Annotated in this window: 29 protein-coding genes; 21 read left to right on the top strand and 8 right to left on the bottom strand. The window is 71.8% G+C overall.

The annotated features are described in order from the left end of the window. Positions 1-320: 320 nt before the first annotated feature. The 4 genes from LG395_RS09975 to LG395_RS09960 all read left to right on the top strand — a co-directional run bounded on the left by LG395_RS09975 (position 321) and on the right by LG395_RS09960 (position 3,729). Complete coding sequence (locus LG395_RS09975) at positions 321-1,277, top strand: heme o synthase (protein WP_171160106.1); 957 nt, start codon at positions 321-323, stop codon at positions 1,275-1,277. A 69-nt stretch (positions 1,278-1,346) separates the two neighbouring features. Continuing rightward, positions 1,347-1,667, top strand: a complete 321-nt coding sequence (locus LG395_RS09970; RefSeq protein WP_225809129.1) for a hypothetical protein — start codon at positions 1,347-1,349, stop codon at positions 1,665-1,667. Between the two features lie 199 nt (positions 1,668-1,866). Next, positions 1,867-2,973, top strand: coding sequence for an amidohydrolase family protein (locus LG395_RS09965; protein ID WP_225809128.1), 1,107 nt, complete (start codon positions 1,867-1,869; stop codon positions 2,971-2,973). Positions 2,974-2,991: 18 nt separating this feature from the next. Beyond that, positions 2,992-3,729, top strand: a complete 738-nt coding sequence (locus tag LG395_RS09960; protein WP_225809127.1) for a nucleotidyltransferase domain-containing protein — start codon at positions 2,992-2,994, stop codon at positions 3,727-3,729. A 1-nt stretch (position 3,730) separates the two neighbouring features. Here the strand turns inward: LG395_RS09960 and LG395_RS09955 are convergent, their stop codons facing one another. The 4 genes from LG395_RS09955 to LG395_RS09940 are packed head-to-tail and all read right to left on the bottom strand — an operon-like array spanning position 3,731 to position 7,339. Next, a complete protein-coding gene (locus LG395_RS09955) occupies positions 3,731-4,741 on the bottom strand; it encodes a COX15/CtaA family protein (protein ID WP_171157432.1) in 1,011 nt (336 codons plus the stop codon). 60 nt (positions 4,742-4,801) lie between these two features. Next, positions 4,802-5,518, bottom strand: a complete 717-nt coding sequence (locus tag LG395_RS09950) for an ABC transporter permease (RefSeq protein WP_225809262.1) — start codon at positions 5,516-5,518, stop codon at positions 4,802-4,804. A 50-nt stretch (positions 5,519-5,568) separates the two neighbouring features. Next, complete coding sequence (locus LG395_RS09945; RefSeq protein WP_225809126.1) at positions 5,569-6,492, bottom strand: ABC transporter ATP-binding protein; 924 nt, start codon at positions 6,490-6,492, stop codon at positions 5,569-5,571. A gap of 31 nt (positions 6,493-6,523) precedes the next feature. Next, positions 6,524-7,339, bottom strand: coding sequence for an AAC(3) family N-acetyltransferase (locus LG395_RS09940; RefSeq protein ID WP_225809125.1), 816 nt, complete (start codon positions 7,337-7,339; stop codon positions 6,524-6,526). Positions 7,340-7,521: 182 nt separating this feature from the next. On the opposite strand from LG395_RS09940, the gene LG395_RS09935 reads away from it, so the two are divergent. From LG395_RS09935 to LG395_RS09900, 8 genes are read left to right on the top strand one after another with little or no spacing between them, the layout of a single operon-like run. After that, on the top strand, positions 7,522-8,256 hold the full coding sequence (locus LG395_RS09935; protein ID WP_225809124.1) for a helix-turn-helix transcriptional regulator: 735 nt from the start codon (positions 7,522-7,524) through the stop codon (positions 8,254-8,256). Then, a complete protein-coding gene (gene sufB / locus LG395_RS09930) occupies positions 8,253-9,674 on the top strand; it encodes a Fe-S cluster assembly protein SufB (protein WP_014671980.1) in 1,422 nt (473 codons plus the stop codon). Before LG395_RS09935 ends, sufB begins: the two co-directional genes overlap by 4 nt. A 57-nt stretch (positions 9,675-9,731) precedes the next feature. Then, complete coding sequence (sufD, locus tag LG395_RS09925) at positions 9,732-10,952, top strand: Fe-S cluster assembly protein SufD (RefSeq protein ID WP_225809123.1); 1,221 nt, start codon at positions 9,732-9,734, stop codon at positions 10,950-10,952. Then, on the top strand, positions 10,949-11,269 hold the full coding sequence (locus tag LG395_RS09920) for a non-heme iron oxygenase ferredoxin subunit (RefSeq protein ID WP_171157444.1): 321 nt from the start codon (positions 10,949-10,951) through the stop codon (positions 11,267-11,269). Before sufD ends, LG395_RS09920 begins: the two co-directional genes overlap by 4 nt. 7 nt (positions 11,270-11,276) lie before the next feature. Continuing rightward, positions 11,277-12,041, top strand: coding sequence for a Fe-S cluster assembly ATPase SufC (sufC, locus tag LG395_RS09915; RefSeq protein ID WP_014671977.1), 765 nt, complete (start codon positions 11,277-11,279; stop codon positions 12,039-12,041). After that, positions 12,038-13,294: a cysteine desulfurase gene (locus LG395_RS09910; protein ID WP_171157446.1), complete on the top strand. Its 1,257-nt coding sequence runs from the start codon at positions 12,038-12,040 to the stop codon at positions 13,292-13,294. The genes sufC and LG395_RS09910 overlap by 4 nt, the downstream gene beginning before the upstream one ends. Before the next feature lie 11 nt (positions 13,295-13,305). Next, positions 13,306-13,773: a Fe-S cluster assembly sulfur transfer protein SufU gene (sufU, locus tag LG395_RS09905; protein WP_171157449.1), complete on the top strand. Its 468-nt coding sequence runs from the start codon at positions 13,306-13,308 to the stop codon at positions 13,771-13,773. After that, on the top strand, positions 13,770-14,102 hold the full coding sequence (locus LG395_RS09900; RefSeq protein ID WP_171157451.1) for a metal-sulfur cluster assembly factor: 333 nt from the start codon (positions 13,770-13,772) through the stop codon (positions 14,100-14,102). Before sufU ends, LG395_RS09900 begins: the two co-directional genes overlap by 4 nt. 53 nt (positions 14,103-14,155) lie before the next feature. Here the strand turns inward: LG395_RS09900 and LG395_RS09895 are convergent, their stop codons facing one another. Continuing rightward, positions 14,156-14,914 (bottom strand): AbfB domain-containing protein, encoded by a 759-nt coding sequence (locus tag LG395_RS09895; RefSeq protein ID WP_225809122.1) that lies wholly within the window; start codon positions 14,912-14,914, stop codon positions 14,156-14,158. Between the two features lie 106 nt (positions 14,915-15,020). Between LG395_RS09895 and LG395_RS09890 the strand changes: the two genes are divergently transcribed. The 4 genes from LG395_RS09890 (at position 15,021) to LG395_RS41635 (ending at position 17,215) form a co-directional block, all read left to right on the top strand. Beyond that, positions 15,021-15,344: a DMT family transporter gene (locus LG395_RS09890; protein ID WP_225809121.1), complete on the top strand. Its 324-nt coding sequence runs from the start codon at positions 15,021-15,023 to the stop codon at positions 15,342-15,344. After that, positions 15,344-15,898: a TetR/AcrR family transcriptional regulator gene (locus tag LG395_RS09885; protein WP_171157457.1), complete on the top strand. Its 555-nt coding sequence runs from the start codon at positions 15,344-15,346 to the stop codon at positions 15,896-15,898. The genes LG395_RS09890 and LG395_RS09885 overlap by 1 nt, the downstream gene beginning before the upstream one ends. A gap of 45 nt (positions 15,899-15,943) precedes the next feature. Next, entirely contained in the window at positions 15,944-16,930 is a 987-nt protein-coding gene (gene dapD / locus LG395_RS09880) for a 2,3,4,5-tetrahydropyridine-2,6-dicarboxylate N-succinyltransferase (protein ID WP_225809120.1), read from the top strand. 87 nt (positions 16,931-17,017) lie between these two features. Next, positions 17,018-17,215, top strand: coding sequence for a CHAT domain-containing protein (locus LG395_RS41635; RefSeq protein WP_225809261.1), 198 nt, complete (start codon positions 17,018-17,020; stop codon positions 17,213-17,215). On the opposite strand, the gene LG395_RS09870 is transcribed toward LG395_RS41635, so the two are convergent. Continuing rightward, complete coding sequence (locus LG395_RS09870; RefSeq protein ID WP_225809119.1) at positions 17,175-17,681, bottom strand: HAD domain-containing protein; 507 nt, start codon at positions 17,679-17,681, stop codon at positions 17,175-17,177. The genes LG395_RS41635 and LG395_RS09870 overlap by 41 nt on opposite strands. A gap of 147 nt (positions 17,682-17,828) precedes the next feature. After that, positions 17,829-18,728, bottom strand: a complete 900-nt coding sequence (dapA, locus tag LG395_RS09865; protein ID WP_225809118.1) for a 4-hydroxy-tetrahydrodipicolinate synthase — start codon at positions 18,726-18,728, stop codon at positions 17,829-17,831. Positions 18,729-18,895: 167 nt separating this feature from the next. Here dapA and LG395_RS09860 point away from each other — a divergent pair, with 167 nt between their 5' ends. From LG395_RS09860 to LG395_RS09845, 4 genes are read left to right on the top strand one after another with little or no spacing between them, the layout of a single operon-like run. Next, positions 18,896-19,045: a hypothetical protein gene (locus LG395_RS09860; protein ID WP_171157465.1), complete on the top strand. Its 150-nt coding sequence runs from the start codon at positions 18,896-18,898 to the stop codon at positions 19,043-19,045. Beyond that, positions 19,042-19,737, top strand: coding sequence for a hypothetical protein (locus tag LG395_RS09855; RefSeq protein ID WP_225809117.1), 696 nt, complete (start codon positions 19,042-19,044; stop codon positions 19,735-19,737). The genes LG395_RS09860 and LG395_RS09855 overlap by 4 nt, the downstream gene beginning before the upstream one ends. Positions 19,738-19,790: 53 nt before the next feature. Further along, a complete protein-coding gene (locus tag LG395_RS09850) occupies positions 19,791-20,210 on the top strand; it encodes a phage holin family protein (RefSeq protein WP_171157468.1) in 420 nt (139 codons plus the stop codon). Then, on the top strand, positions 20,207-20,740 hold the full coding sequence (locus LG395_RS09845; RefSeq protein WP_171157469.1) for a DUF3618 domain-containing protein: 534 nt from the start codon (positions 20,207-20,209) through the stop codon (positions 20,738-20,740). Before LG395_RS09850 ends, LG395_RS09845 begins: the two co-directional genes overlap by 4 nt. A 130-nt stretch (positions 20,741-20,870) precedes the next feature. Here the strand turns inward: LG395_RS09845 and LG395_RS09840 are convergent, their stop codons facing one another. Beyond that, positions 20,871-22,697: a DUF8508 domain-containing protein gene (locus LG395_RS09840; protein ID WP_225809116.1), complete on the bottom strand. Its 1,827-nt coding sequence runs from the start codon at positions 22,695-22,697 to the stop codon at positions 20,871-20,873. Positions 22,698-22,962: 265 nt separating this feature from the next. Between LG395_RS09840 and LG395_RS09835 the strand changes: the two genes are divergently transcribed. Next, positions 22,963-24,390: a hypothetical protein gene (locus LG395_RS09835; protein ID WP_225809115.1), complete on the top strand. Its 1,428-nt coding sequence runs from the start codon at positions 22,963-22,965 to the stop codon at positions 24,388-24,390. Positions 24,391-24,522 lie beyond the last annotated feature (132 nt).

Raw genomic sequence — 24,522 nt, 5'->3', positions numbered from 1 at the left:
CGGCCGCCGACGGACTTGCCGCCCGCCGGCCGTTGTCGAGCCTACCCCCGTAAGGACGTGCGTTTTTTCGAGTGTTTCCAGACTGCCGGGAGTCCGCGCGATCCGCCTCCCGACTGGCCGGGAACGGCATTTGGCACATGAATACGGAGCCGGTCATCTGAGCGCTCAATCGAGTGCCGGGACCCCTCTTATGGGGCGTGCGTCAACACGACCCCACCCCCGCGAAGGGCGGGGTATGGGCAACGTCTAAAGTGGCGTGGTACGCGCGAGCCTTTACCGGGACTTCATACGGGGGGCTTGCTGGGATGTCTCTGTCAGGGGTGTGCGTGACGGCCGTCGAATCCCGTCCAGCGGCTTTGCTCGATGGTGCGAGCCAGGGCCCGGCTCATCGGCCGTTCGGGGCCCGTGTCAAGGCTTTCGTGGCGCTGACCAAGCCGCGGATCATCGAGCTGCTGCTCATCACCACCGTTCCGGTGATGTTCCTGGCGCAGCAGGGCGTGCCCGACCTCAGGCTGGTCCTGCTCACCTGCGTCGGCGGTTATCTGTCGGCGGGCGGTGCCAACGCGCTGAACATGTACATCGACCGGGACATCGACGCCCTGATGGACCGCACCTCGCAGCGGCCCCTCGTGACGGGCATGGTCAGCCCGGCCGAGTGCCTGGTCTTCGGCATCACCCTCGCGGTCGTGTCGACACTGCTGTTCGGTTTCACCGTCAACTGGCTGAGCGCCTGGCTCTCGCTCGGGGCGCTCCTCTTCTACGTCGTCGTCTACACGATGCTCCTCAAACGGCGTACGTCGCAGAACATCGTGTGGGGCGGCATCGCGGGCTGCATGCCCGTGCTGATCGGCTGGTCGGCTGTGACGAACTCGCTCTCCTGGGCCCCGGTCGTCCTGTTCCTGGTGATCTTCTTCTGGACCCCGCCGCACTACTGGCCGCTGTCCATGAAGGTGAAGGACGACTACGCCCGCGTGGGCGTGCCGATGCTGCCGGTCATCGCCTCCAACAAGGTCGTGGCCCGGCAGATCGTCCTCTACAGCTGGGTCATGGTCGCCGTCTCCCTGCTCCTCACCCCCCTCGGCTACACCGGCTGGTTCTACACGGCCGTCGCGCTGGCCGCCGGCGGATGGTGGCTGTGGGAGGCGCACGCGCTGCAGAACCGGGCCAAGGCCGAGGTCACCGGTGGCAAGCTCAAGGAAATGCGGCTGTTCCACTGGTCGATCACCTATGTGTCGCTGCTGTTCGTCGCGGTCGCGGTGGACCCGTTCCTGCGCTGAACACGCCCGGGCGCACGTCACAGCGCCCTGATCTCGCCAGCCGATCTACCCGTCGGTAGCATCCTGGGCATGGCAGACACGCAGCAGGTTGACGCACGGGCCGAGCGCAAGGTGGCGAGGCTCGCCCGGGAGATCGGCGCCTTCTCCAAGGCCCACGGTGGCGCCGAGGGCCAGGTGGCCCACATCGGCGAACGCGGCGCCCGGATCGTCCTCGTCGGCGCGGACGGCGGCTGGGGCGACCTGGTGGCTCCCACGTACGAGATCGCCGAGAAGGCCGTCGAGAAGGCGGGCATCACGGTCCACGAGTCCTTCGACGGCGAGTTCGCCGCGAAGGTGACGACGGGGCCGTACGAGTGGAAGCGGATGGCCGGCATCCAGATCGGCGGCTAGGTCCTCCGTTCGGACAGGCCGGATCGTGCCGGGCTCCGGGGCCTGATCCACACGGAGGACCCCGGCCCCGGGAGCGGCGCCCGGCCGCGCGCCGACGCGGTGCCGGGTTCCTCCCGGGCCGCCCGCCGCCACCTGAACCCCCGGCCACCCGTTAGGACGTGTAAGGCAGCACAGCGCCCACGTCCCACGGGGAGCCGGAATGATCGAAACGCCGTCCCTGGTGGACCAGTACTGCCACGGCGTGCTGCGGACGGAACTGGGCCTCGGCACCTTCGAGGCCCAGCTGGCCCGCACCGAGGGACCCCCCGCCCCGGGCACCACGCTCTTCGACACCCAGACCGGCTTCGCCGTACGGCGCTGGTGCCCGCCCCTGCTCGGCCTCGAACCGCACTGCCCGCCCGCCCGCTACCTGGCCCGGCGCCGCGAACTGGGCGTCCTGGAGTCGGGCCGCAGGCTGCTGCGCGGCAGCGGCATCACGACGTACCTGGTCGACACCGGGCTGCCCGGCGACCTCACCGGCCCCGCCGAACTGGCCTCGGCGGCGGCGGCCCAGGCCCGCGAGGTCATCCGGCTCGAACCCCTCGCGGAGCAGGTCGCCGACACCTCCGGCACCGTCGACTCCTTCCTCGCCAACCTCGCCGAGTCGGTGCACGGAGCCGCGGCCACCGCCGTCGCCTTCACCTCCGTCGCGGGCCTCAGACACGGCCTGGCCCTCGCACCCGAGCCGCCGGAACCGGGGGAGGTGCGCGGCGCGGCGGGCCGCTGGCTGGCCGGCCGGAGCGTCGGCGGCGCGCTCAGCGACCCCGTCCTGCTCCGCCACCTGCTGTGGATCGCCGTCGCCTCGGGTCTGCCCCTGCAACTGCACGCGGGCCTCGGCGAGCCCGGCTCCCGCATCGACCGCACGGACCCGGTGCTGCTCACCGACTTCGTCCGGGCCACCGCCGGCCTCGGCACCGACCTGATCCTGCTGCACGGCTATCCGTACCACCGCCACGCCGCCCACCTGGCCGGTGTCTTCCCGCACGTCTACGCCGACTCCGGCGCCGCGCTGGTCCGCACCGGCGCCCGGGCGGCCACGGTCCTCGCCGAGATCCTGGAACTGGCCCCCTTCGGCAAGATCCTCTTCTCCACCGGTGCGCGGGGCCTGCCGGAACTGCACGTCGTCGGCGCCCGGCTCTTCCGGGAGGCGCTGAGCCGCGTCCTGGGCCACTGGGTCGCCGACGGCGCCTGGTCCCTGGAGGACGCCCAGCGGGTGGCGCGGATGATCGCGGCGGACAACGCGCGACGGGTGTACGGGCTGGGGTGAGCCGTCCAGACTGGGCGGATGACGACCGCGTCCCTGCTCGACGGGTTCCTGCACGCCCTGCGACCCCTGCGCCCCCGCGCCGTCTGGGCGCACGGCTCACTGGCCGGCGGCGACTACCAGGAGGGCCGCAGCGACCTCGACCTGATCGCCGTCCTGCCGGGCCCGCCGACCCTGGGGACCGTACGACGGCTCGTGGCGCTGCACCGCGGGCAGCGCGGGGAACCCCTCGCGGCGAAACTCCACTGCAGCTACCTCACGCCGGCCACCCTGCACGACACGGACCGGCCCCACCTCACCTGGGCCCACGAACGGGTGACGCGCCGGCCGGTCACCCCCGTCACCCGGCGCGAGCTGCACACCTTCGGACGCGTGCTGCACGGCGAGGCCCCGGCGGCGCTGCTCCCGCCGGTACCGGACCGGGAACTGGCCCACTTCGTCGTACGCGACCAGCGCGACTACTGGCGGCCGGCGGTGGACAAGGCCCGGCTGTGGCGGCAGGACATCTGGGTCGACCTGGGCCTGCTGACCTTCGCCCGGGCCACCGTGACCCTGCGCGAGGGCCGGCTGATCTCCAAGCGGGAGGCGCTGGCGGAGCTTGTGGCGCTCGGTGCTCCGGCGGAGGTCGTCGAGGACGTCACCCGCCGCCGCTACGGCACCCCCGCCACGGCCGCCGCCGGCTGGTCCAGCCGCCGGGCCGGGCTGACCCGCGCCTACCTGGGGCCGGCGATCGACGCCCTCGTCGCCACGTACGGGTGACTCAGGCGCGGGTGCCGACCGGCACCTCGGCCGCCGGGCCCGGCAGGTCCGGGGCGGCTTCCGGGCGCTCGCGCAGCGACAGCAGGACCCGCAGGACGGCGATCCAGATCAGGCACGAGCCGAGCATGTGCAGGGCGACCAGGACCTCCGGCAGGTGCGTGAAGTACTGCACGTAGCCGATCACGCCCTGGGCCAGCAGCACGACGAACAGCTCGCGGGTCCGGGCCAGGGGGCCCTGCGGCGCGTCGACCGCCTTCAGCACGAACCACAGGGCGAACGTCAGCGTCACCACGATCCACGCGAGCACCGCGTGCAGCTTGGCGACCGTCTCCCAGTCGATCGGGATGCGGTCGACCTCGCTGGAGTCGCCGGCGTGCGGCCCGGCCCCGGTCACCACCGTGCCGGCCGCGATGAGCAGCACCGACGCGAGCACCAGGAACCACACCAGCTGCTGCACCGCCTTGCCGACCAGCGGACGCGGCGCCGCCTCGCCCTCCCGCGCGCGCTGCCACATCACCGTGGCGATGGCGATCAGGGCGGTGGAGAGCAGGAAGTGGGCGGCGACGGTGTACGGGTTGAGGCCGACCAGGACGACGATGCCGCCGAGGACGGCGTTGCCCATGACCACCCAGAACTGGGCCCAGCCCAGCCGGGTCAGGTCGCGCCGCCACGGCTTGTGGGCCCGGGCGGCGACGATCGCCCAGCCGACGGCCGCGCACAGCACGTACGTCAGCATGCGGTTGCCGAACTCGACGACCCCGTGGAAGCCCATGGCCCGGGTGGTGGTCAGGGAGTCGTCGGTGCAGGTGGGCCAGGTCGGGCAGCCGAGGCCCGAGCCGGTCAGGCGGACGGCGCCGCCGGTCACGACGATGACCACCGACATCACGAGCGCGGCGAGCGCCGCCCGCCGGACGGTCCGGGGGTCCGGGGTCCAGCGGTCGGCGATGAAGGCGAGCGGGTTGCGCAGGGCGGCTTCGGCGTCGGCGCGGTTCAGCTTTGGCACGCGCACCATGGTAGGCCGCCGCTTGTGCACGCGTTCACGAGGGTCCGCCCCGGGGGCGTGCGGCATCGGTCACTCCCAGCGGAAGAACTTCCCCGCCGCGGCGAGGCCTACCACCGCCCAGACGGCGAGAATCCCCAGGTCGCCCCAGGGCATGCCGGCACCGTGCTGGAGCACGTCCCGCAGACCGTCCGACAGGGCGGAGATCGGCAGCAGGCCGAGGACCTGTTCACCCGTCGTGCCGAACTTCTCCAGCGGCACGATGACCCCGCCGCCGACGAGCAGCAGCAGGAAGACCAGGTTGGCGGCGGCCAGCGTCGCCTCCGCCTTCAGCGTGCCCGCCATCAGCAGGCCGAGCCCGGAGAAGGCGGCGGTGCCGACGACGAGCAGCAGCAGGACGGCGGCCGGGTCGCCGTGCGGGGACCAGCCCAGCGCGAAGGCGATGACGGTCAGCAGGACGACCTGGAGGACCTCGGTGACCAGCACCGACGCCGTCTTCGCGGCCATCAGGGCCCAGCGGGGCAGCGGCGAGGAGGCGAGCCGCTTCAGGACGCCGTAGCGGCGCTCGAAACCGGTGGCGATGGCCTGGCCGGTGAACGCCGTCGACATCACGGCCAGGGCCAGGACGCCGGGGGCGAGGAAGTCGACGGCCTCGCCCTTGCCGGTGTCCACGATGTCGACCGAGCTGAAGAGCACCAGCAGCAGGGTCGGGATGACGACCGTCAGCAGCAGCTGCTCGCCGTTGCGCAGCAGCATCCTCGTCTCCAGCGCCGCCTGCGCCGCGATCATGCGGGGGAGCGGGGCGGCTCCGGGCTTCGGGGTGTACGTACCCGCCGTGGTCACGAGCGCAGCTCCTTGCCGGTCAGCTCCAGGAAGACGTCCTCCAGCGTGTGCCGCTCCACCGAGATCCGGTCGGGCATCACCCCGTGCTGGGCGCACCAGGACGTCACCGTGGCCAGCAGCTGGGGATCGACCTTGCCGACGATCCGGTAGGAGCCCGGGGTCAGCTCGGCGGCCGTGCAGTCGGCCGGCAGCGCCTTGAGCAGGGAGCCGACGTCGAGGCCGGGCCGGCCGGTGAAGCGCAGGGTGTTCTCGGCGCCGCCCCTGCACAGCTCCTCCGGGGAGCCCTGGGCGATGACCCGGCCGCCGTCGATGATCGCGACGTCGTCGGCGAGCTGCTCGGCCTCGTCCATGTGGTGCGTGGTGAGGATCACCGAGACGCCGTCGGCGCGCAGGTCCCTGACCAGGTCCCAGGTGGCCCGGCGGGCTTGCGGGTCGAGCCCGGCGGTCGGCTCGTCCAGGAACACCAGTTCCGGGCGGCCCACGACGGCCATCGCGAGCGCGAGCCGCTGCTGCTGGCCGCCGGAGAGGCGGCGGTAGCTTGTCCGGCCGCAGGAGCCGAGCCCGAGGCGTTCGACGAGGGCGTCGACGTCCAGCGGGTGGGCGTGCAGCTTCGCCATGTGGCGCAGCATCTCCTCCGCCCGGGCACCGGAGTACACGCCCCCGGACTGGAGCATCACGCCGATGCGGGGGCGCAGCTCGGCGGACTGCCGTACCGGGTCGAGGCCCAGGACGCGCACCGTGCCGGAATCCGGCTTCCGGTACCCCTCGCAGGTCTCGACCGTGGTCGTCTTCCCGGCCCCGTTGGGCCCGAGTACGGCGGTCACGCCCGGCCGGGCCACCAGGTCGAGGCCGTCCACCGCGGTCTTCGTGCCGTACCGCTTCACCAAGGCCTGGACCTGGACCACCGGCTCACTTCGCATGGGTCCAGAGTCTAGGTACGCCGTCCGGCCCTCAGGCGAGGGGGTGGTGGAAGTCCTCCTCACGGGGCCGGTGCAGGGGCAGCCACCGCTGGGCGTAGGCGACGGCGTCCGCCACCGGGAACAGCCGGACGTCGGCCGCGCCCACCGTGCCCCGGACGACCGGCCGGTCCCGTTCGAAGTCGTGCCCCAGCTCGTCGAACCGGTCGGAGCTGATCGAGACCTCGGTCACCGTCTCCCAGCCGCCGCCGGGAGCGGGCCGGCCGACCCGCACGCGGGGCGCGGGTATCCGGTACTCGGCGAGGTGGAAGGCGGTGCAGGAGTCGTAGCCCGCGCCGAGCAGCAGGACCCGGGCGCCCAGCCTCTCCAGCCGGGCCAGCGGGCTGTGCTCGCCGAGCCGGCAGTCGGGGGCGTGGCCGTCGGTGATCTCCCGCGCGCGGGGGCCGAGCGCGGCGAAGGAGGTCTGCGGGTGCGCGCTGCGCAGGGCGCCCGGCCAGGTGCGCACGGTCTCCGGGACGACACCGACCCTGAGGGAGGGGGTGATCAGCGGGTCGTACGGCGGCATGGTGGCGCGGATGCGGTCCCACCACTCCTCGGGCACGGGAGGGTTCGCCCAGACGGCCGGATCGGAGTGGCCGCCGGTCTGGGTGGGGACGACGAGCGTGCCCGACGGGCCGAGCGCGTCCAGAAGCCCTTGGACCACCGCGACCGCGCCTCCGTTGACCCAGCCGAGGGAGCTGAGCGAGGAGTGCACCAGAAGGGTCTCACCGGCCTCGGCGCCGAGCTGTCCCAGCTGTGCGGCGATGCCGTCCCGGGTGACGAGAGGGCCGGTCGGAGGGGGTGTGGGCATGGTCCGGGAGTCTTCCGGACGGGCGCGCGGGACGCCACCGGATTACCCCGGGCGACGCCGCGGACGATCGACCGGGTGATCGTTTACGCAGGTCACGTTAGGTATGCCTAAGTGACGCAGGGCACCGCCGGTGATCCGGACGGCGCTTGTCAGGCTCCTCGGAATTACGCAACAATGGCGTTGTGAAAAACGTCGGCGAGGCTCGGGAGACCCCCACAGGGGCCCCTCAGGAGGAGCTAGCGACCGGTGAGCGCTCGACGCGCAACCGGGTCGCGCGCTCCATCCTGGACCACGGGCCGTCGACCGTCGCCGAACTCGCCGGCCGGCTGGGGCTGACCCAGGCGGCCGTCCGGCGTCACCTCGACGCGCTGGTCGCCGACGACGTCGTGGAGGCCCGCGAGCAGCGGGTGTACGGCACGCGCACGCGCGGCCGCCCCGCGAAGGTCTTCGCGCTCACCGACTGCGGCCGGGACGCCTTCGACCAGTCGTACGACAAGCTCGCCGCGGACGCGCTGCGCTGGATCGCCGAGCAGGGGGGCGGCCCCGAGGCGGTCGCCGCCTTCGCCCGCGCCCGGATCGCCGCCCAGGCGGGCGCGTACCGCGAGGCGATCGAGGCCGTGACACCGGACAAACGCGCCGAAGCGCTGGCCAAGGCCCTGAGCGCCGACGGGTACGCTGCTACGGCGCGCAGCGCACCGGTCGGCGAGCAGCTCTGCCAGCACCACTGCCCGGTCGCCCACGTCGCGGAACAGTTCCCGCAGCTGTGCGAGGCGGAGACGGAGATCTTCGCCGAGCTGCTGGGCACCCACGTCCAACGACTGGCGACCATCGCGCACGGCGACGGCGTCTGCACGACGTTCATCCCCAAGATTTCCACTGACGCACCTGCAAGCACGGCCGGGAGGAACCCCGCATGACTCTCCCCACGGAGACTGCCCACCCTGAGCTGGAGGGCCTGGGCAAGTACGAATACGGCTGGGCCGACTCCGACGTGGCCGGTGCCTCCGCCAGGCGCGGCCTCAACGAGGACGTCGTCCGCGACATCTCGGGCAAGAAGTCCGAGCCGGAGTGGATGACGAAGCTGCGCCTGAAGGGCCTGAAGCTCTTCGAGAAGAAGCCGATGCCGAACTGGGGCTCCGACCTCTCGGGCATCGACTTCGACAACATCAAGTACTTCGTGCGCTCCACGGAGAAGCAGGCGGAGTCCTGGGAGGACCTGCCCGAGGACATCAAGAACACCTACGACAAGCTGGGCATCCCGGAGGCCGAGAAGCAGCGCCTCGTCGCCGGTGTCGCCGCCCAGTACGAGTCCGAGGTCGTCTACCACCAGATCCGCGAGGACCTGGAGGAGCAGGGCGTCATCTTCCTCGACACGGACACCGCGCTGAAGGAGCACCCGGAGCTCTTCAAGGAGTACTTCGGCACCGTCATCCCCGCCGGTGACAACAAGTTCGCCGCGCTGAACACCGCCGTGTGGTCCGGCGGCTCCTTCATCTACGTCCCCAAGGGCGTGCACGTCGAGATCCCGCTCCAGGCCTACTTCCGCATCAACACGGAGAACATGGGCCAGTTCGAGCGGACCCTGATCATCGTCGACGAGGGTGCCTACGTCCACTACGTCGAGGGCTGCACCGCCCCGATCTACAAGTCGGACTCGCTGCACTCCGCGGTCGTCGAGATCATCGTCAAGAAGAACGCCCGCTGCCGCTACACGACCATCCAGAACTGGTCGAACAACGTCTACAACCTGGTCACCAAGCGCGCCGTGGCCTACGAGGGCGCGACCATGGAGTGGATCGACGGCAACATCGGCTCCAAGGTGACGATGAAGTACCCGGCCGTCTACCTGATGGGCGAGCACGCCAAGGGCGAGACCCTGTCCATCGCCTTCGCGGGCGAGGGCCAGCACCAGGACGCGGGCGCCAAGATGGTCCACATGGCGCCGAACACCTCGTCCAACATCGTCTCCAAGTCGGTCGCGCGCGGTGGCGGCCGTACGTCCTACCGCGGTCTCATCGAGATCGGCGAGGGTGCCGCCGGGTCGAAGTCGAACGTGCTGTGCGACGCGCTGCTGGTCGACACCATCTCCCGGTCGGACACGTACCCCTACGTCGACGTCCGCGAGGACGACGTGTCCATGGGTCACGAGGCCACCGTCTCCAAGGTCTCCGAGGACCAGCTCTTCTACCTGATGAGCCGCGGTCTCTCCGAGGACGAGGCCATGGCGATGATCGTGCGCGGCTTCGTCGAGCCGATCGCCAAGGAACTGCCCATGGAGTACGCGCTGGAGCTCAACCGGCTGATCGAGCTGCAGATGGAGGGCGCGGTCGGTTGATCACCGCCCCGCACCCCCGTCACGCCCACCCGTAAGAAAGAGAGCATCACGACAGCCATGGCTGAGGCCCAGAACTCCCCCACGCTCGGCACCGCTCGCGCGGGGGGACCCCCACCGTTGGGGTCGACCACCGCCGGCTCGATCGCGGTCGCCGCGGAGTCGACCGTCGTCTCGCGCATGAGCGCGCCCCCGTCCTTCGACGTCGCGGACTTCCCGGTCCCGCACGGCCGCGAGGAGGAGTGGCGGTTCACGCCGCTGGAGCGGCTGCGCGGCCTGCACGACGGCACCGCCGTCGCGAACGGTGACGGTGTGAAGGTCGACGTCCAGGCCCCCGAGGGCGTCACCGTCGAGACCGTGGGCCGCGACGACGCGCGCCTCGGCAAGGCGGGCACCCCGGTGGACCGTGTCGCCGCCCAGGCGTACTCCGCCTTCGAGAAGGCCTCGGTCGTGACCGTCCCCAAGGAGACCGTCCTCACCGAGCCGATCCGCGTCGCCGTGCACGGCCGGGGCGGCACCGCCTTCGGCCACCAGGTGATCGAACTGGGCGCCTTCGCCGAGGCCGTCGTGGTCATCGACCACACCGGTGACGCCGTGCTCGCCGCGAACGTCGACTACGTCCTCGGGGACGGTGCCAAGCTGACCGTCGTCTCCGTCCAGGACTGGGACGACAAGGCCGTCCACGTCGCCCAGCACAACGCGCTGGTCGGCCGGGACGCCTCCTTCAAGTCCGTGGTCGTGACCTTCGGCGGTGACGTGGTCCGCCTGCACCCGCGCGTGGAGTACGCCGGCCCCGGCGGCGAGGCCGAGCTGTTCGGCCTGTACTTCACCGACGCCGGGCAGCACCAGGAGCACCGCCTGCTGGTCACCCACAACACCCCGCACTGCAAGTCGAACGTCGTCTACAAGGGCGCCCTCCAGGGCGACGACGCGCACGCGGTCTGGATCGGTGACGTGCTCATCGAGGCCAAGGCCGAGGGCACGGACACCTACGAGATGAACCGCAACCTGGTCCTCACGGACGGCTCGCGCGTCGACTCGGTGCCGAACCTGGAGATCGAGACCGGCGAGATCGTCGGCGCCGGACACGCCTCCGCCACCGGCCGCTTCGACGACGAGCAGCTCTTCTACCTGATGGCCCGCGGCATCCCGGAGCACGAGGCCCGCCGCCTGGTGGTCCGCGGCTTCTTCGCCGAACTGGTCCAGCAGATCGGTGTCGCCGACATCGAGGAGCGCCTGCTCGCCAAGATCGAGGAAGAGCTGGAGGCTTCGGTCGCATGACGTCGTTCGTACGCGCCTGTGGGCTCAGCGAGCTGGAGGAGGACACCCCGAAGCGGGTGGAACTCGACGGCACGCCCATCTCGGTCGTGAAGACCGAGGGCGAGGTGTTCGCGATCCACGACATCTGCTCCCACGCGAACGTCTCCCTCTCCGAGGGCGAGGTGGAGGACTGCCAGATCGAGTGCTGGCTGCACGGCTCCGCCTTCGACCTGCGCACCGGCAAGCCGTCCGGCCTCCCCGCGACGCGCCCCGTCCCCGTATACCCCGTAAAGATCGAAGGGGACGACGTTCTCGTCTCCCTCACCCAGGAGTCCTGAGGCACCCATGGCAACGCTTGAAATCCGAGACCTGCACGTCACCGTCGAGGCCGACAACGCCACGAAGGAGATCCTCAAGGGCGTCGACCTCACCGTGAAGCAGGGCGAGACGCACGCCATCATGGGCCCCAACGGCTCCGGCAAGTCGACCCTCGCCTACTCCCTCGCGGGGCACCCGAAGTACACGATCACCGGCGGCACCGTCACCCTGGACGGCGAGGACGTCCTGGAGATGTCCGTCGACGAGCGCGCCCGTGCCGGCCTGTTCCTGGCGATGCAGTACCCGGTCGAGGTCCCCGGCGTCTCGGTCTCCAACTTCCTGCGCACCTCCGCCACCGCCATCCGCGGCGAGGCCCCCAAGCTGCGCACCTGGGTGAAGGAGGTCAAGGAGGCCATGGAGCGCCTCAACATGGACCCGTCCTTCGCCGAGCGCAACGTCAACGAGGGCTTCTCCGGCGGTGAGAAGAAGCGCCACGAGATCCTCCAGCTGGAGCTGCTCAAGCCGAAGGTCGCGATCCTGGACGAGACCGACTCCGGCCTGGACGTCGACGCGCTGCGCATCGTCTCCGAGGGCGTCAACCGCGTCCGCGAGTCCGGCGAGGTCGGCACCCTGCTGATCACGCACTACACGCGCATCCTGCGCTACATCAAGCCCGACCACGTCCACGTGTTCGCCGGCGGCCGCATCGTCGAGTCCGGCGGCCCGGAGCTCGCGGACAAGCTGGAGAACGAGGGCTACGAGGCATACGTGAAGGGTGGCGCATCCGCGTGACACAGCTGCCGGGCCTCCTCGACACCGAGGCGATCCGCAAGGACTTCCCCGTCCTGGACCGAGTCGTCCACGACGGCAAGAAGCTCGTGTACCTGGACAACGCGGCGACCTCGCAGAAGCCGCGCCAGGTACTGGACGCCCTGAGCGAGTACTACGAGCGCTACAACGCCAACGTCCACCGCGGTGTGCATGTGCTCGCCGAGGAGGCCACGGCGCTGTACGAGGGCGCGCGCGACAAGGTCGCCGCGTTCGTCAACGCGCCGAGCCGCGACGAGGTGATCTTCACCAAGAACGCCTCCGAGTCGCTCAACCTCGTGGCGAACATGCTGGGCTGGGCCGACGAGCCCTACCGGGTGGACCACGAGACCGAGATCGTCATCACCGAGATGGAGCATCACTCCAACATCGTGCCGTGGCAGCTGCTCGCGCAGCGCACGGGCGCGAAGCTGAAGTGGTTCGGCCTCACGGACGACGGCCGTCTCGACCTGTCGAACATCGACGAGATCATCACCGAGAAGACGAAGATCGTCTCCTTCGTGCTGGTCTCCAACATCCTCGGCACGGTCAACCCGGTCGAGACGATAATCCGCCGCGCCCAGGAGGTCGGCGCGCTCGTCTGCATCGACGCCTCCCAGGCCGCCCCGCACATGCCGCTGGACGTGCAGGCCCTCCAGGCCGACTTCGTGGCCTTCACCGGCCACAAGATGTGCGGCCCGACCGGCATCGGCGTCCTGTGGGGCCGCCAGGAGCTGCTGGAGGACCTGCCTCCGTTCCTGGGCGGCGGCGAGATGATCGAGACGGTCTCGATGCACTCCTCGACCTACGCCCCCGCTCCGCACAAGTTCGAGGCGGGCACGCCCCCGATCGCCCAGGCGGTCGGTCTCGGCGCGGCGATCGACTACCTCCAGTCGATCGGCATGGACAAGATCCTCGCCCATGAGCACGCGCTGACGGAGTACGCGGTGCGGCGCCTGGCGGAGGTTCCCGACCTGAGGATCATCGGCCCGACGACGGCCGAGGACCGCGGGGCGGCGATCTCCTTCACGCTCGGGGACATCCACCCGCACGACGTGGGCCAGGTCCTGGACGAGCAGGGCATCGCGGTCCGGGTCGGCCACCACTGCGCCCGCCCGGTCTGCCTGCGCTACGGAATTCCTGCGACCACGCGAGCGTCGTTCTATCTGTACTCCTCGCCGGCCGAGATCGACGCTCTGGTCGACGGCCTGGAGCACGTACGGAACTTCTTCGGCTGAGAGGCGTCTTCGTGAAGTTGGACTCGATGTACCAGGACGTCATCCTGGACCACTACAAGAACCCGCACGGGCGTGGTCTGAGGGATGGCGACGCCGAGGTGCACCATGTGAACCCGACCTGCGGCGACGAGATCACCCTGCGCGTGAAGTACGACGGCACGACGATCGAGGACGTCTCGTACGAGGGCCAGGGCTGCTCGATCAGTCAGGCGAGCGCCTCCGTGCTCAACGAGCTCCTCGTCGGCAAGGACCTGGCCGAGGCGCGGAAGATCCAGGAGACCTTCCTGGAGCTGATGCAGTCCAAGGGCAAGATCGAGCCCGACGACGCGATGGAGGAGGTCCTGGAGGACGCGGTCGCGTTTGCCGGTGTCTCCAAGTACCCCGCGCGGGTCAAGTGCGCCCTCCTGAGCTGGATGGCGTGGAAGGACGCGACGGCCCAGGCGCTGGGTGGCGCCGACGCCGAAAGGAAGACGGCATGACCGACACCGCAGAGATGAAGCCGGTCTCGGAGGAAGAACTCCGCGAGGCCCTGATGGACGTGGTCGACCCCGAGCTGGGCATCGACGTCGTCAACCTCGGCCTGATCTACGGCATCCACATCGACGACTCCAACATCGCCACGGTCGACATGACCCTGACCTCGGCGGCCTGCCCGCTGACGGACGTCATCGAGGACCAGGCCAAGTCCGCCACGGACGGCCTCGTCAACGAACTCCGCATCAACTGGGTCTGGATGCCGCCGTGGGGTCCCGACAAGATCACGGACGACGGCCGCGAGCAGCTCCGGGCGCTCGGGTTCAACGTCTGACACACGACCTGTGACAGGGGCCGTGGCCATGGGCCACGGCCCCTGCCGCGTGCTCAGGCGAGCCCGCCCACCAGCGAGAACGCCGAGTCGGACCGGTAGAGGTCCGTGTTCTGGTACGGATCCAGGCGGAGCTGGAAGTCCCGGTGGCGCAGGAAGCGGCCGGGGTAGTTGACCGACTCCAGTACGACGGCGCCGGTGACGGCGGAGGGGCGGGGGCAGAACGTGGCGTCCCTGGCGAACAGGGGCGAGCCGTCTTCGGGTTCGGCGCGCAGCAGGAAGTCGCGGTGGCGCAGGTAGCCCCCGTCGGCCGTGGTGAAGGAGTAACAGCGGGCGTCGGCAAGGCCCTTGACCCGGGTGAAGGTGGCGGCGCGCCGGTCCGCGGCCGAGGTGACGGGGTCCAGCTTCACCAGGCCGCCGCTCTCGTGCCAGTAGCGGTCGGGGTAGTTGAGGGAGCGGACGGACGTCCCGTGCTCCGCCGGGCGGGACGAACCGGCCGTGGGCGTGGGCGACTTCGCGGGCGTGCGCTTCGGGCGGGCGGGGGACTCGGGGGCGGGGGACGAGGGCGACGGGGCCGTGCGGTCGCGCGCGGGAGCGGGCGTGTGCGCCGGCGAGCCGGACGGGGAGGCGGACGGGGAGGCGAAGGAGAGCAGGCCGGGACCGTTGTCGGGCGGCGTCGGCGGCGCGGCGGCCCTCGTCTCGCCGGGACGGTCGTCCAGGACGGTCACGGCCACGGCCACGCAGGCGACGGCTGCCGCCAGCGCCAGTGCCGCGGCCGGCCCGAGTCTTCGGATGCGGGGGGTGTTGTCGAGCACGGGCCCGCACAGTAGTGGAGGCGGGGCCGGCCGCGAGCGGTTTCCGGCGAAGTGGGACCACCTCGTTGTGTACGGCCGTACGCAGTCGCTGTGTACGCTCGTACACATGGGGTATCTGCTGCTCTCCGGCGCCATCGCCGCCGAGGTCGCCGCCACGACGGCCATGAAGTACAGCGAGGGATTCAGCCGGCTCTGGCCCTCGCTCGTGACCGCTGTGGGGTACGTCGTCTCGTTCGCGCTGCTCGCGCGGACGCTGAAGACCGTCCAGATCGGCACGGCGTACGCGATCTGGTCCGGCGTGGGCACCGCGACCATCGCCGTCCTCGGTCTGCTGCTGTTCGGCGAGGGGCTGAGCCCGGCCAAGGTCGCCGGGATCGTGCTGATCATCGGGGGAGTGGTCGTGCTGAACCTCGGCGGGGCGGCCCACTGATGCCGCGCCGCCACGACCCCGGGCGCCGGCAGCGGATCATCGACGCGGCGATCCGGGTGGCCGGCCGGGACGGCATCGCCGGGCTGAGCCACCGTACGGTCGCCGCCGAGGCGGACGTACCGCTCGGCTCCACGACGTACCACTTCGCCACCCTCGACGAACTGCTGGTGGCCGCGCTGCGGCAGGCGAACGAGGGGTTCGGCCGGATGCTGGCCGCGCTGTTGCCGGAGGGCGGCGACGGCGACCTCGCCGCGGACCTCGCCCGGGCGCTCGGGCAGTGGCTGACGGGCGGACGCACCGGCGTGGAACTGGAGTACGAGCTGTACCTGGCCGCGCTGCGCCGCCCCGCACTGCGTCCCGTCGCCGCCGAGTGGACCGAGCGGGGGGCCGCGCTGCTGGCTCGCCGCACCGACCCGGTCACGGCGCGCGCCCTGCTCGCGCTGATGGACGGCATCTGCCTCCAGGTGCTGCTCACGGAAGGCTCCTACGACGAGGAGTACGCGCGCGCCGCGCTGGCCCGGCTGATCCCCCCGAGACCCGCGCCCGGCACGTGAGACGCGGTTCGCCCTCACCACCCCGCCCACGTTAGGTTTTCTCCCATGACCGAGTCTGCAACCCGTACCACCGGCGCCGTCGCCGCCGGCCTCGCCACGATCGCCTCCGACGGCACCGTCCTCGACACCTGGTTCCCGGCCCCCGAGCTGGTCGAGGAGCCGGGTCCGGCCGGCACCGAGCGGCTGACCGCCGAGCAGGCGGCCCAGCTGCTGGGCGGCGGCGCGACCGCGGCGACCGGCCCGGACGCCCGCCGGGGCGTCGAGGTGGTCGCGGTCCGCACGGTCATCGCCTCGCTGGACGAGAAGCCGCTCGACGCCCACGACGTCTACCTGCGCCTGCACCTGCTCTCGCACCGCCTGGTCAAGCCGCACGGCCAGAACCTGGACGGCATCTTCGGCCACCTCGCCAACGTCGCCTGGACCTCGCTCGGCCCGGTCGCCGTGGACGACATCGAGAGGGTGCGCCTGAACGCCCGCGCCGAGGGCCTGCACCTCCAGGTGACCTCGATCGACAAGTTCCCGCGCATGACGGACTACGTGGCCCCGAAGGGCGTGCGCATCGCCGACGCCGACCGGGTCCGCCTCGGCGCGCACCTCGCGGCGGGCACCACGGTCATGCACGAGGGCTTCGTCAACTTCAACGCCGGCACCCTCGGCACCTCCATGGTGGAGGGCCGGATCTCCGCGGGTGTCGTGGTCGGCGACGGCTCGGACATCGGCGGCGGCGCCTCCACCATGGGCACCCTCTCGGGCGGCGGCAACGTGATCATCTCCATCGGTGAGCGCTGCCTGGTCGGCGCCGAGGCGGGCGTCGGCATCGCGCTCGGCGACGAGTGCGTGGTCGAGGCCGGCCTGTACATCACCGCGGGCACCCGCATCACCATGCCCGACGGCCAGATCGTCAAGGCCCGCGAACTGAACGGCGCCTCGAACATCCTCTTCCGCCGCAACTCGGTCACCGGCACGGTCGAGGCCCGCCCGAACAACGCGGTCTGGGGCGGCCTGAACGACATCCTGCACAGCCACAACTGATCACGGGCGGCCGTGAACCTGCGGCCGCCTGATCGATCGACGCTGGGGTACCGATCACCGGTCTGGCGCGGGCCTTGACGAGAGGGCCTGCGCCCCGGTGACGCGCTGACCGGACTCGTCCGCGGTTTCCCGACCGCCGGCGCCGCATCCGTGACCGTCCGCCAGTGGTCGGTGGACGATCACTCCGCGTCGCCGCTGAGGCGTGACTTCTACGAGCGGCTCGGGCCGGAGTCCGGGAGCCCCCTCATCGCCTGTGCTCCGCCGACCACGCCGCCAGCGCCGTGAAGTCGTCCTCTCGTAGGCCGACCCGTGGATCGACGTGATGCAGCAGGGCCGGGCCGGGGTGGTGGGTGCTGACGTAGACGGAGTCCGGTGGGCTCTGTTCGTCGTCCACCCAGGCGAACGGGCGGCCCTGCGCGTACGCCACGATCGCCTCCGTCTTCCAGTGCACTCCGTCGGGGCGGTACGCGAACAGGCCCGCGCCGAAGTCGACGTACGGCAGCTCGGGCAGGCCGACGACCGGGGCGATCCAGCGGTTGGCCTCGGCCATCCACGTGGTCGCCCAGCACAGGTCGTAGCCCAGGCCGAGCAGGGCCGGTCCGTGGGACGGGTTCAGCCAGACTCGCAGGGGGCGTCGGAACGGGCCCACGGTCGGCCTGATGGTCGTATAGCCCTCGGGGCGGCGCTGTGCCTTGGCCGCGTACGGGTTGAGGGGGCCGTCGACGTCCAGGAACAGCAGGGGGCGGCTCACGGGGGACACGCTACGGCAGCGGGCTCCCGCGGCCGCCGGGATTCCCGCGGTCGTGGGACAGGTGTGGCCCGGCGTCACGGGCGTGCGGAGCCCGGACGCCGCCGGGGCCGCTCCCGGCGCGTCGCCCGGGCGTCCGTCGATCGCCGATCAGGCCGCCACGAGTTCCTCGTAGTGCGCCAGCAGCCCCTCGGCCGCCTCCCGGTCGGCGGGCAGCAGCGGGGGGCGGACCGGGCCCGCGGGCAGACCGACGTGGGCGAGGAGGGCCTTGGCCGTGACCGTGCCGGGCAGGCCCGTACCCGTCATCGCTTCCGTCAACGGGGTCACCGCCAGCTGGAGTTCGGCCGCACGAGTGGTGTCGCCGGCGTCGAACGCGGCCAGGATCGCCGCGACCCGGTCCGGTACGACGTTCGCGACCGTGCTCACACAGCCCGCCGCGCCGACCGCGTACAGCGCCAGTACGTGCTCGTCGCAGCCCGCGTAGTACGCCAACTCCGTGCGCCGGAGCACCGACAGGGTGCCGAGGAAGTCGTAGGAGCAGTCCTTGACGGCGACGATCCGCGGGTGGTCCGCGAGGCGGACCATCGTGTCCGGCTCGATCCGGGTGCCCGTGCGGCCCGGGATGTCGTAGAGCATCACCGGCAGGTCGCTCGCGTCGGCGACCTGGCGGAAGTGGGCGGCCACGGCCTCCTGCGGGGGGCGGCTGTAGTACGGCGTCACCACCAGGACACCGTCGGCGCCCGACTTCGCGGCCGCCCGCGCCAGCTCCACCGTGTGCCGGGTGTCGGACGTGCCCACGCCCGCGACCAGTGAGGCCCGGTCGCAGACCGCCTCCCGCACGGCCGCGACGAGCCGCGCCTTCTCCTCGTCCGTGGTGGTCGGCGACTCGCCGGTGGTGCCGTTGAGGACCAGGCCGTCACAGCCCCGCGCCACCAGGTGCGCGGCCAGCCGCTGGGCGCCGTCCAGGTCGAGGGCGCCCTCCTCGGTGAACGGCGTGATCATGGCGCAGAGGGTGCGGCCGAAGGGGGCGGCCCCGCGGGTACTCGTCATGGGAGTAGTCTCGGCCGCACGTCAGTGAAGCTCTACTTAAATCTCCTACGAGGTACTGGTAAGAGTTACTGAATCGGGTCGCGGGCGGGCTAAGGCCCTGTGTCCAACTCGGCGCATCATGGGTCACTATGGGCGGAGGGTCACCGACGTCCGTCATGGGAGGCACCATGAAGCTCGGCAAGGCACTGGCCACCGGGGTCGCGGAGGAACAGCCGGTCGTCCGGGAGGAGAAGCCGCAGGTCCCGCAGGAGACCGTCCGCACGGACGCGGCCGGACCGGCCGGGCCGGTCCGCGAAGAGGTCCCGGCCGCCCGATGAGGCTGCGGCTCCCGGCGGAACGCCCGACGGAGCCGCCGACCGGCTACAAGATCGCCCACCCGGTGCTCTCCCAGGACGGCACCCGGGCCGGGTTCACCGGCGTGTCGCTCGGCGGCGCGCTGCCGTACGGCGTGCTGGACGACGCCTCCTGCGTCTACGGCTTCCGGCACCGTCCGCCGGCCCGCCGGTGCGACTGCGGTTTCCACTGCGTGCACGACCGGGCGGCGGCCGAGGCACTGCTGTGCACCGCCGAGCACCGCGCGGCCGTCCTGCTGGAGGTCTCCGTCCTCGGCGCCTACATCCGCTTCGAACGCGGCTTCCGCTACGCCCGGCAGCGGGTGCGCACGGCCACGGCCGGACCCTGCGGCTGCGGCGCCGGAGCCGTCGCGCTGGCCGACGCCGGCTGGGGCCGGCCGGGCTGGCGGGTCCTGGCACCCGTCTGCACGGGCTGCGTGCGCGGGCGGGCGCCGGTGTCGCTCGCGGGCTTCGCCCGGCTGGCCGGGCACGGGCTCCGGGTGATCGCGGGCGTCGGCGGTACCGCCCCCGCAGCCGCCGGGTTGACAGCGGGCGGCGAGCCGGGCGTGCCCGAACTGGCCGCCGAGGCCGCCCTGTTGCAGGCGCGCCTGGACTGGTTCCAGTCCCAACTCGCGCGTCTCGGCGAACGCGGACCCGGCGGCACCGGGCAGGGCTAACGACCTTCGGCCCGGGTACCCGGCAGTTCCGCACTGAGAGGAGGCGGAACGCCGTGACCGTGACCCCGCACACCAGGCCCGCGGCCGACGGGCACCCCTCCACGGGCGAACTCGTCGGCCGGGCCACCGAACAGCTCTCCCGGCTGCTGCGGCAGGAGGTCGCCCTCGCCAAGGAGGAACTGGCCGAGAAAGGACGCCGCGCCGGACGCGGCGGCGGCATGCTGGGCGCCGCCGGCGCCGTCGGCTACGTCGGGCTGATCACCCTGGCCGCAGCGGCCACCGCCGCCCTCTGTCTTGCACTGCCCGTGTGGGCGGCGGCGCTCATCGTGGCGGCGGTGTTCCTCGCCGTCGCCGGCCTGCTGGCCGCGACCGGCCGCGCCCAGCTGCGCCGTGCCGCCCCGCCCACGCCCGAGAAGACGCTCGGCAGCGTCAGGGCGGACGTCGACGCCATCAGGGAAAGGGCACACCGATGACGCACAGGAACGCGCACGGCTCGGGCGCCAAGGGCCCCGACGAACTGCGGCGGCAGATCGAACAGACCCGGAGCCAGCTCGGCGACACCGTCGCCCAGCTGGTGGAACGGGTCGATGTGAAGGGTCGGGCCCGGGCGCGCGCCGCCGACCTGAAGGACAAGGCCGGCGCCATGACCGTCCAGCTGCGCGCCGGCGCCGCCCAGGCGGGGCACGGTGTGCAGGACCGGGCGGCCAAGGCGGGCCACCTGGTCCAGGACCGCGCCGCGCGGGCCGGCCACACCGCGCAGGAACGGATGACCAAGGCCGGGCACCTGGTGCAGGAGCGGGCCGGGCACAGCGGGCACGCCCTGCGGGACCGGGCGGTGCACGCCGGTCACACCGCGGAGCACGACACGCGGGTCCCGGGCCCGGTACGGTCGGCCCTGAGCGCCGCGATGCGGCACCCCCGGCCGGCCCTGATCATCGGCGCGGCGGGCGCCGCCGTCTTCGGCGTGGCCGTGGTCTGGCGCCGGATCGACCGTTGCCGGTGAGCCCCTGCTCGCCGGGCTGCCTCCGGGTGGTGGGCCGGCGCCGGTGAGCCGCCGGCCGCCGAGCCGCGGCCGGTGAGCACGGTACTGCGGGACCGGCCGGGCGTGGAGCCGGGCCGGTCCCGCCGCCGTGTCACGGACGGAACCGCAGCACCTGCGGGTCGTGGTCGCTGATCTGGTCGTTGAACTCCGAGTTGATGTGCACGCTGTCGTACTCGAAGTCACAGCCGCGGCGGATCGCCGGGCTGATCAGGATCTGGTCCAGGACCTGCTGGTTGCCCTGGTAGTCATACGTGTAACGCTCGCTCTTCGGCAGCGACTTGATCGCCGACCACAGCTCGCCGTCGCCCTCCAGGATCCGCGCGGTGCCCGAGAACTCGAAGTCGTTCATGTCGCCGAGCGCGATGACGTCCGCGTTCTTCTGCGCGGCCAGGATGTCCTTGACGAACGCGTTCACCTCGGTCGCCTGGGCGTGCCGCTGGATCTCCGAGCTGCGCACCGGCGGCTGGTACTGCGAGGCCAGACCCTGGTCGCCGCCCTTGCTGTTGAGGTGGTTCGCGATCACGAAGACGGTCTTGCCGCGGAAGACGAACTCGCCCGCGAGCGGCTTGCGGCTGTTGCTCCAGGCCGCGTCCGCCGGGTCGATCCGGCCCGGGGACACCGTCAGCTGTGCCTTGCCGTGCACCTTGGTGACGCCGACCGCGGTGGTCGAGTCGCCGCCCGCGCGGTCCGTGAAGGACACCCGCTCCGGGTTGAACAGGAACACCTGGCGGATGTTGCCGCCGGGCTCGCCGCCGTCCTGGTCGTTGACCGGGTTGACCGAGCGCCAGTCGTACCGCGGGCCGCCGGCCGCGACGATCGCGTCGATCAGCTTCGTCACCGTCCGGTCCGCGTCGACCGTGCCGTCGTCCGTGGCGCCGTTGTTGTCCTGGATCTCCTCCAGGGACACGATGTCCGGTGACTGGAGGTTGTGCACGATCGCGGAGGCGTGCTGGTCGAAGGTGGTGTCCGACGGGTCGAGGTTCTCGACGTTGTAGGTCGCCACCGCCAGCTCGCGGTCCGACTGCTTCCGCGTCGTCTCCCGCTCCAGGCCGGCGCCGGCGAGCGTGCCGAGCCGGCTCGCGACGAGGGTGTAGCCGCCGTACTGGTTGAAGTCCAGCGGGCCGGTGGTGGTGCCCTCCAGGGTGTCGCCGACGTTCGCCTTCGGGAAGTCGGCGGCCGGGCCCAGCGACTGGATCTGGAGCCGGCCGGTGTTCTGGGAGTCGTAGGAGCCGTAGACCGTGCCGCCGCGCCGGCTGCGGTGCTCCCACGGCTTCACGGTGACCCACAGCTCGCTATACGGGTCGGTGGCGGTGACCACGCGGGCGTCGGCGACCTGGACGTTCATGCCCTCCAGGGACTCGTAGTAGTCCAGGGCGTACGCGGACGGGTCCAGGGGGAGGCCGTTGATCGAGTTGGCGGCGGCGGCGTCGCCGGTGGGCGCGTACGCGTCCGGCACCGCGTCCTCGTCGACGACGACCGGCGCCGGGACCGCGTTGCCCGAGGAGACGGTGGTGATCACCGGCTTGGTGATCTCCGTCAGCGACTGGTTGCCGGAGGAGGCGCCGCCCGGGACGTACTCGGAGACGGTGCCGGTCACCTTCACCGCGTCACCGACCGCGACCTTCGGCGTGGAGCTGGTGAAGACGAACACGCCCTCGCTGGTGGCCGGGTTGTCGTCCGGGGTCGGGTCCTGGAGCCAGAAGCCCTTGGAGGAGCCGTACGCGCGGGTGGCCGTGACGATGCCGGGCACGTCCGTCACCTTCTGCCCGGCGAACGGGGATATCCGGGTCGTGCCCTGGATGTCGTGCACGCGCACCGAGTCGGCGTGCGCGGGGGAGGTGAGGGCGACGGCGGAGGCCGCGCTGCAGACGGCGGCGACGGTGAGCGCGGCGAGGCGCGCGGAAGACCTGCTCGGCAAGGGATCCCTCCGGGGACGTGACGATGCGCCGGGACGAGGGTGGAACGGGAGCGTGTGGAGGTGGTGGCCCTCTGTGACACGCATAGAGCCGAGTGAACAGTTGTCCCCCCAACTTCTACGCGCGTCAATCTCCTGCCTGGCCCCGGGAGTTGTCAAGGTTTCGGCCATGGACGACCGCTTACGGTGAGATGAACCGGGCGGCATGGGTGGAAATCCGTCTAGGCTGAGCGGCTGAGTCCTTTCACGGTCCGAGGAGAACCAGCCGATGTCAGACAGCTCCCCCCTGCCGCCCGTACGGCTGCATCCCGAAGCGGAGCTGGCGCGGGCCGCGCTGTCCACGCCGTTGCTCTCCCGCGCGGTCCGCCTCGCCCGCTGGGCCGGGCCCGGCACCCGCGTCGACGCCGGCGGCGGGCTGGCCGAGGAACAGCTGCCGGCCGCCGTGGAACTGCTCGGGCTGAGCGGTGACGACGCCGCCGCGTACGCGAGCGAGGCCTGGCGGGTCGCCGTGGACGCCGGACTGGTCGAGATCGTGGACGAGGAGGCCGGTACCGTCCGGCCCGGTGAGGAGCTGGAGCTGCTCACCGGCGGCTCCCCGCGGGACGTGCTCACCGTGTGGCTGGCCGCGCTGGAGACCGTCATCGCCGACGCGGCCGTCCCCGACCTGGACGACCTGGTCGACGCGCTGGACGAGGGCGGCGAGGTCGATTTCTCGTCACTCGGCTGGGACCCGCAGACCGAGGCGGACTTCCTCGACGGCGTCCTCGGCAACCTCTACCTGCTGACCGTCGGTGAGGACGGCCCCGGCGACGGCACCGTCCCGCTGCCCGCCCTCGCCGCCTCCATGCTCGTGCCCGACGGCATGGGTGAGCCCACCAACGACGTCCTGCAGCAGGTGTCCGACGCGATGATGCGGCTGGACGACCAGTTCCGGGTGCTGGAACCGGTCGGACTCGTGGACTACCGGCCGGTGGACGAGGCGCTGATGGCCGACACCGACGAGGAACCCGCCGCGACCGTGGACGACACCGACGTCGCCCGCTACGGCATGGTCCGCCTCACCCCGCTCGGCGTGTACGGGCTGCGGGCACGGCTGCTGGAGGCCGGGTTCGAGGCGCCGGCCGTCGGCGACCTGGCGGACAAGGGCGCGGACGTCCTGCTCGACGGCACCGCCCGGTTCGGCCGGTTCGCCGCCCGGGCCGAGACCGAGCAGTGGCTGGCCCGGCGCGAACCGCTCGCGGCGGCACGGGAGTTGCTGGCGGCGGCGCGCGGCGCGGACGCCGGGGCCCCGCTGCGCAGGCTCCGCTGCCAGCAGGCGCTGTCGCTGGTCGGCGCGGAGGCCGAACCCGCGCTGCGCGAGGTGCTGGACGACCCCGAGCTGGGCGGGCTCGCCCGGGTGTGGCTGAGCGAGCGGGGCGCCGCCGAGGTGCCGGCACCTTCCGAGGACATGGTGTTCTGGCTGACCGTCGACACCCTGGCCGCACAGCTGGCGGCCGAGGGCAACTCCGAGGAGCTCCAGGCCCTCGTGGAGGGGCTGGCCGCCCAGCACAGCGGGTTCTTCGCGGCGGCCTGGCGGGTGGAGCACCCCGCCACCGCGGAGGTCCTCGACGCGATGGGGCGCCTGCACCCGGACAAGAAGGTGGCCAAGCAGGCACGGAAGGCCGCCTTCAAGGCCCGCTCCCAGCACGCGGGTTGAGGGCCCGGCCGGTGGCGGGCCCGGCCGGTGTCTTTTGCTGGCGATGGGGTGGTGCGTACGGATTCTTGAACAAGGACCGGTGAAGTAGCCCGGCGTTCAACTCGCGTTCACAAGTGGGCGGGAGCGTGTGCG

Source organism: Streptomyces spinosus, from assembly GCF_020400655.1.
Taxonomy (GTDB): Bacteria; Actinomycetota; Actinomycetes; order Streptomycetales; family Streptomycetaceae; genus Streptomyces; species Streptomyces argyrophylli.
The sequence above is the reverse complement of the archived record's forward strand: the minus strand, read 5'-3'. Positions and strand labels throughout refer to the sequence as shown.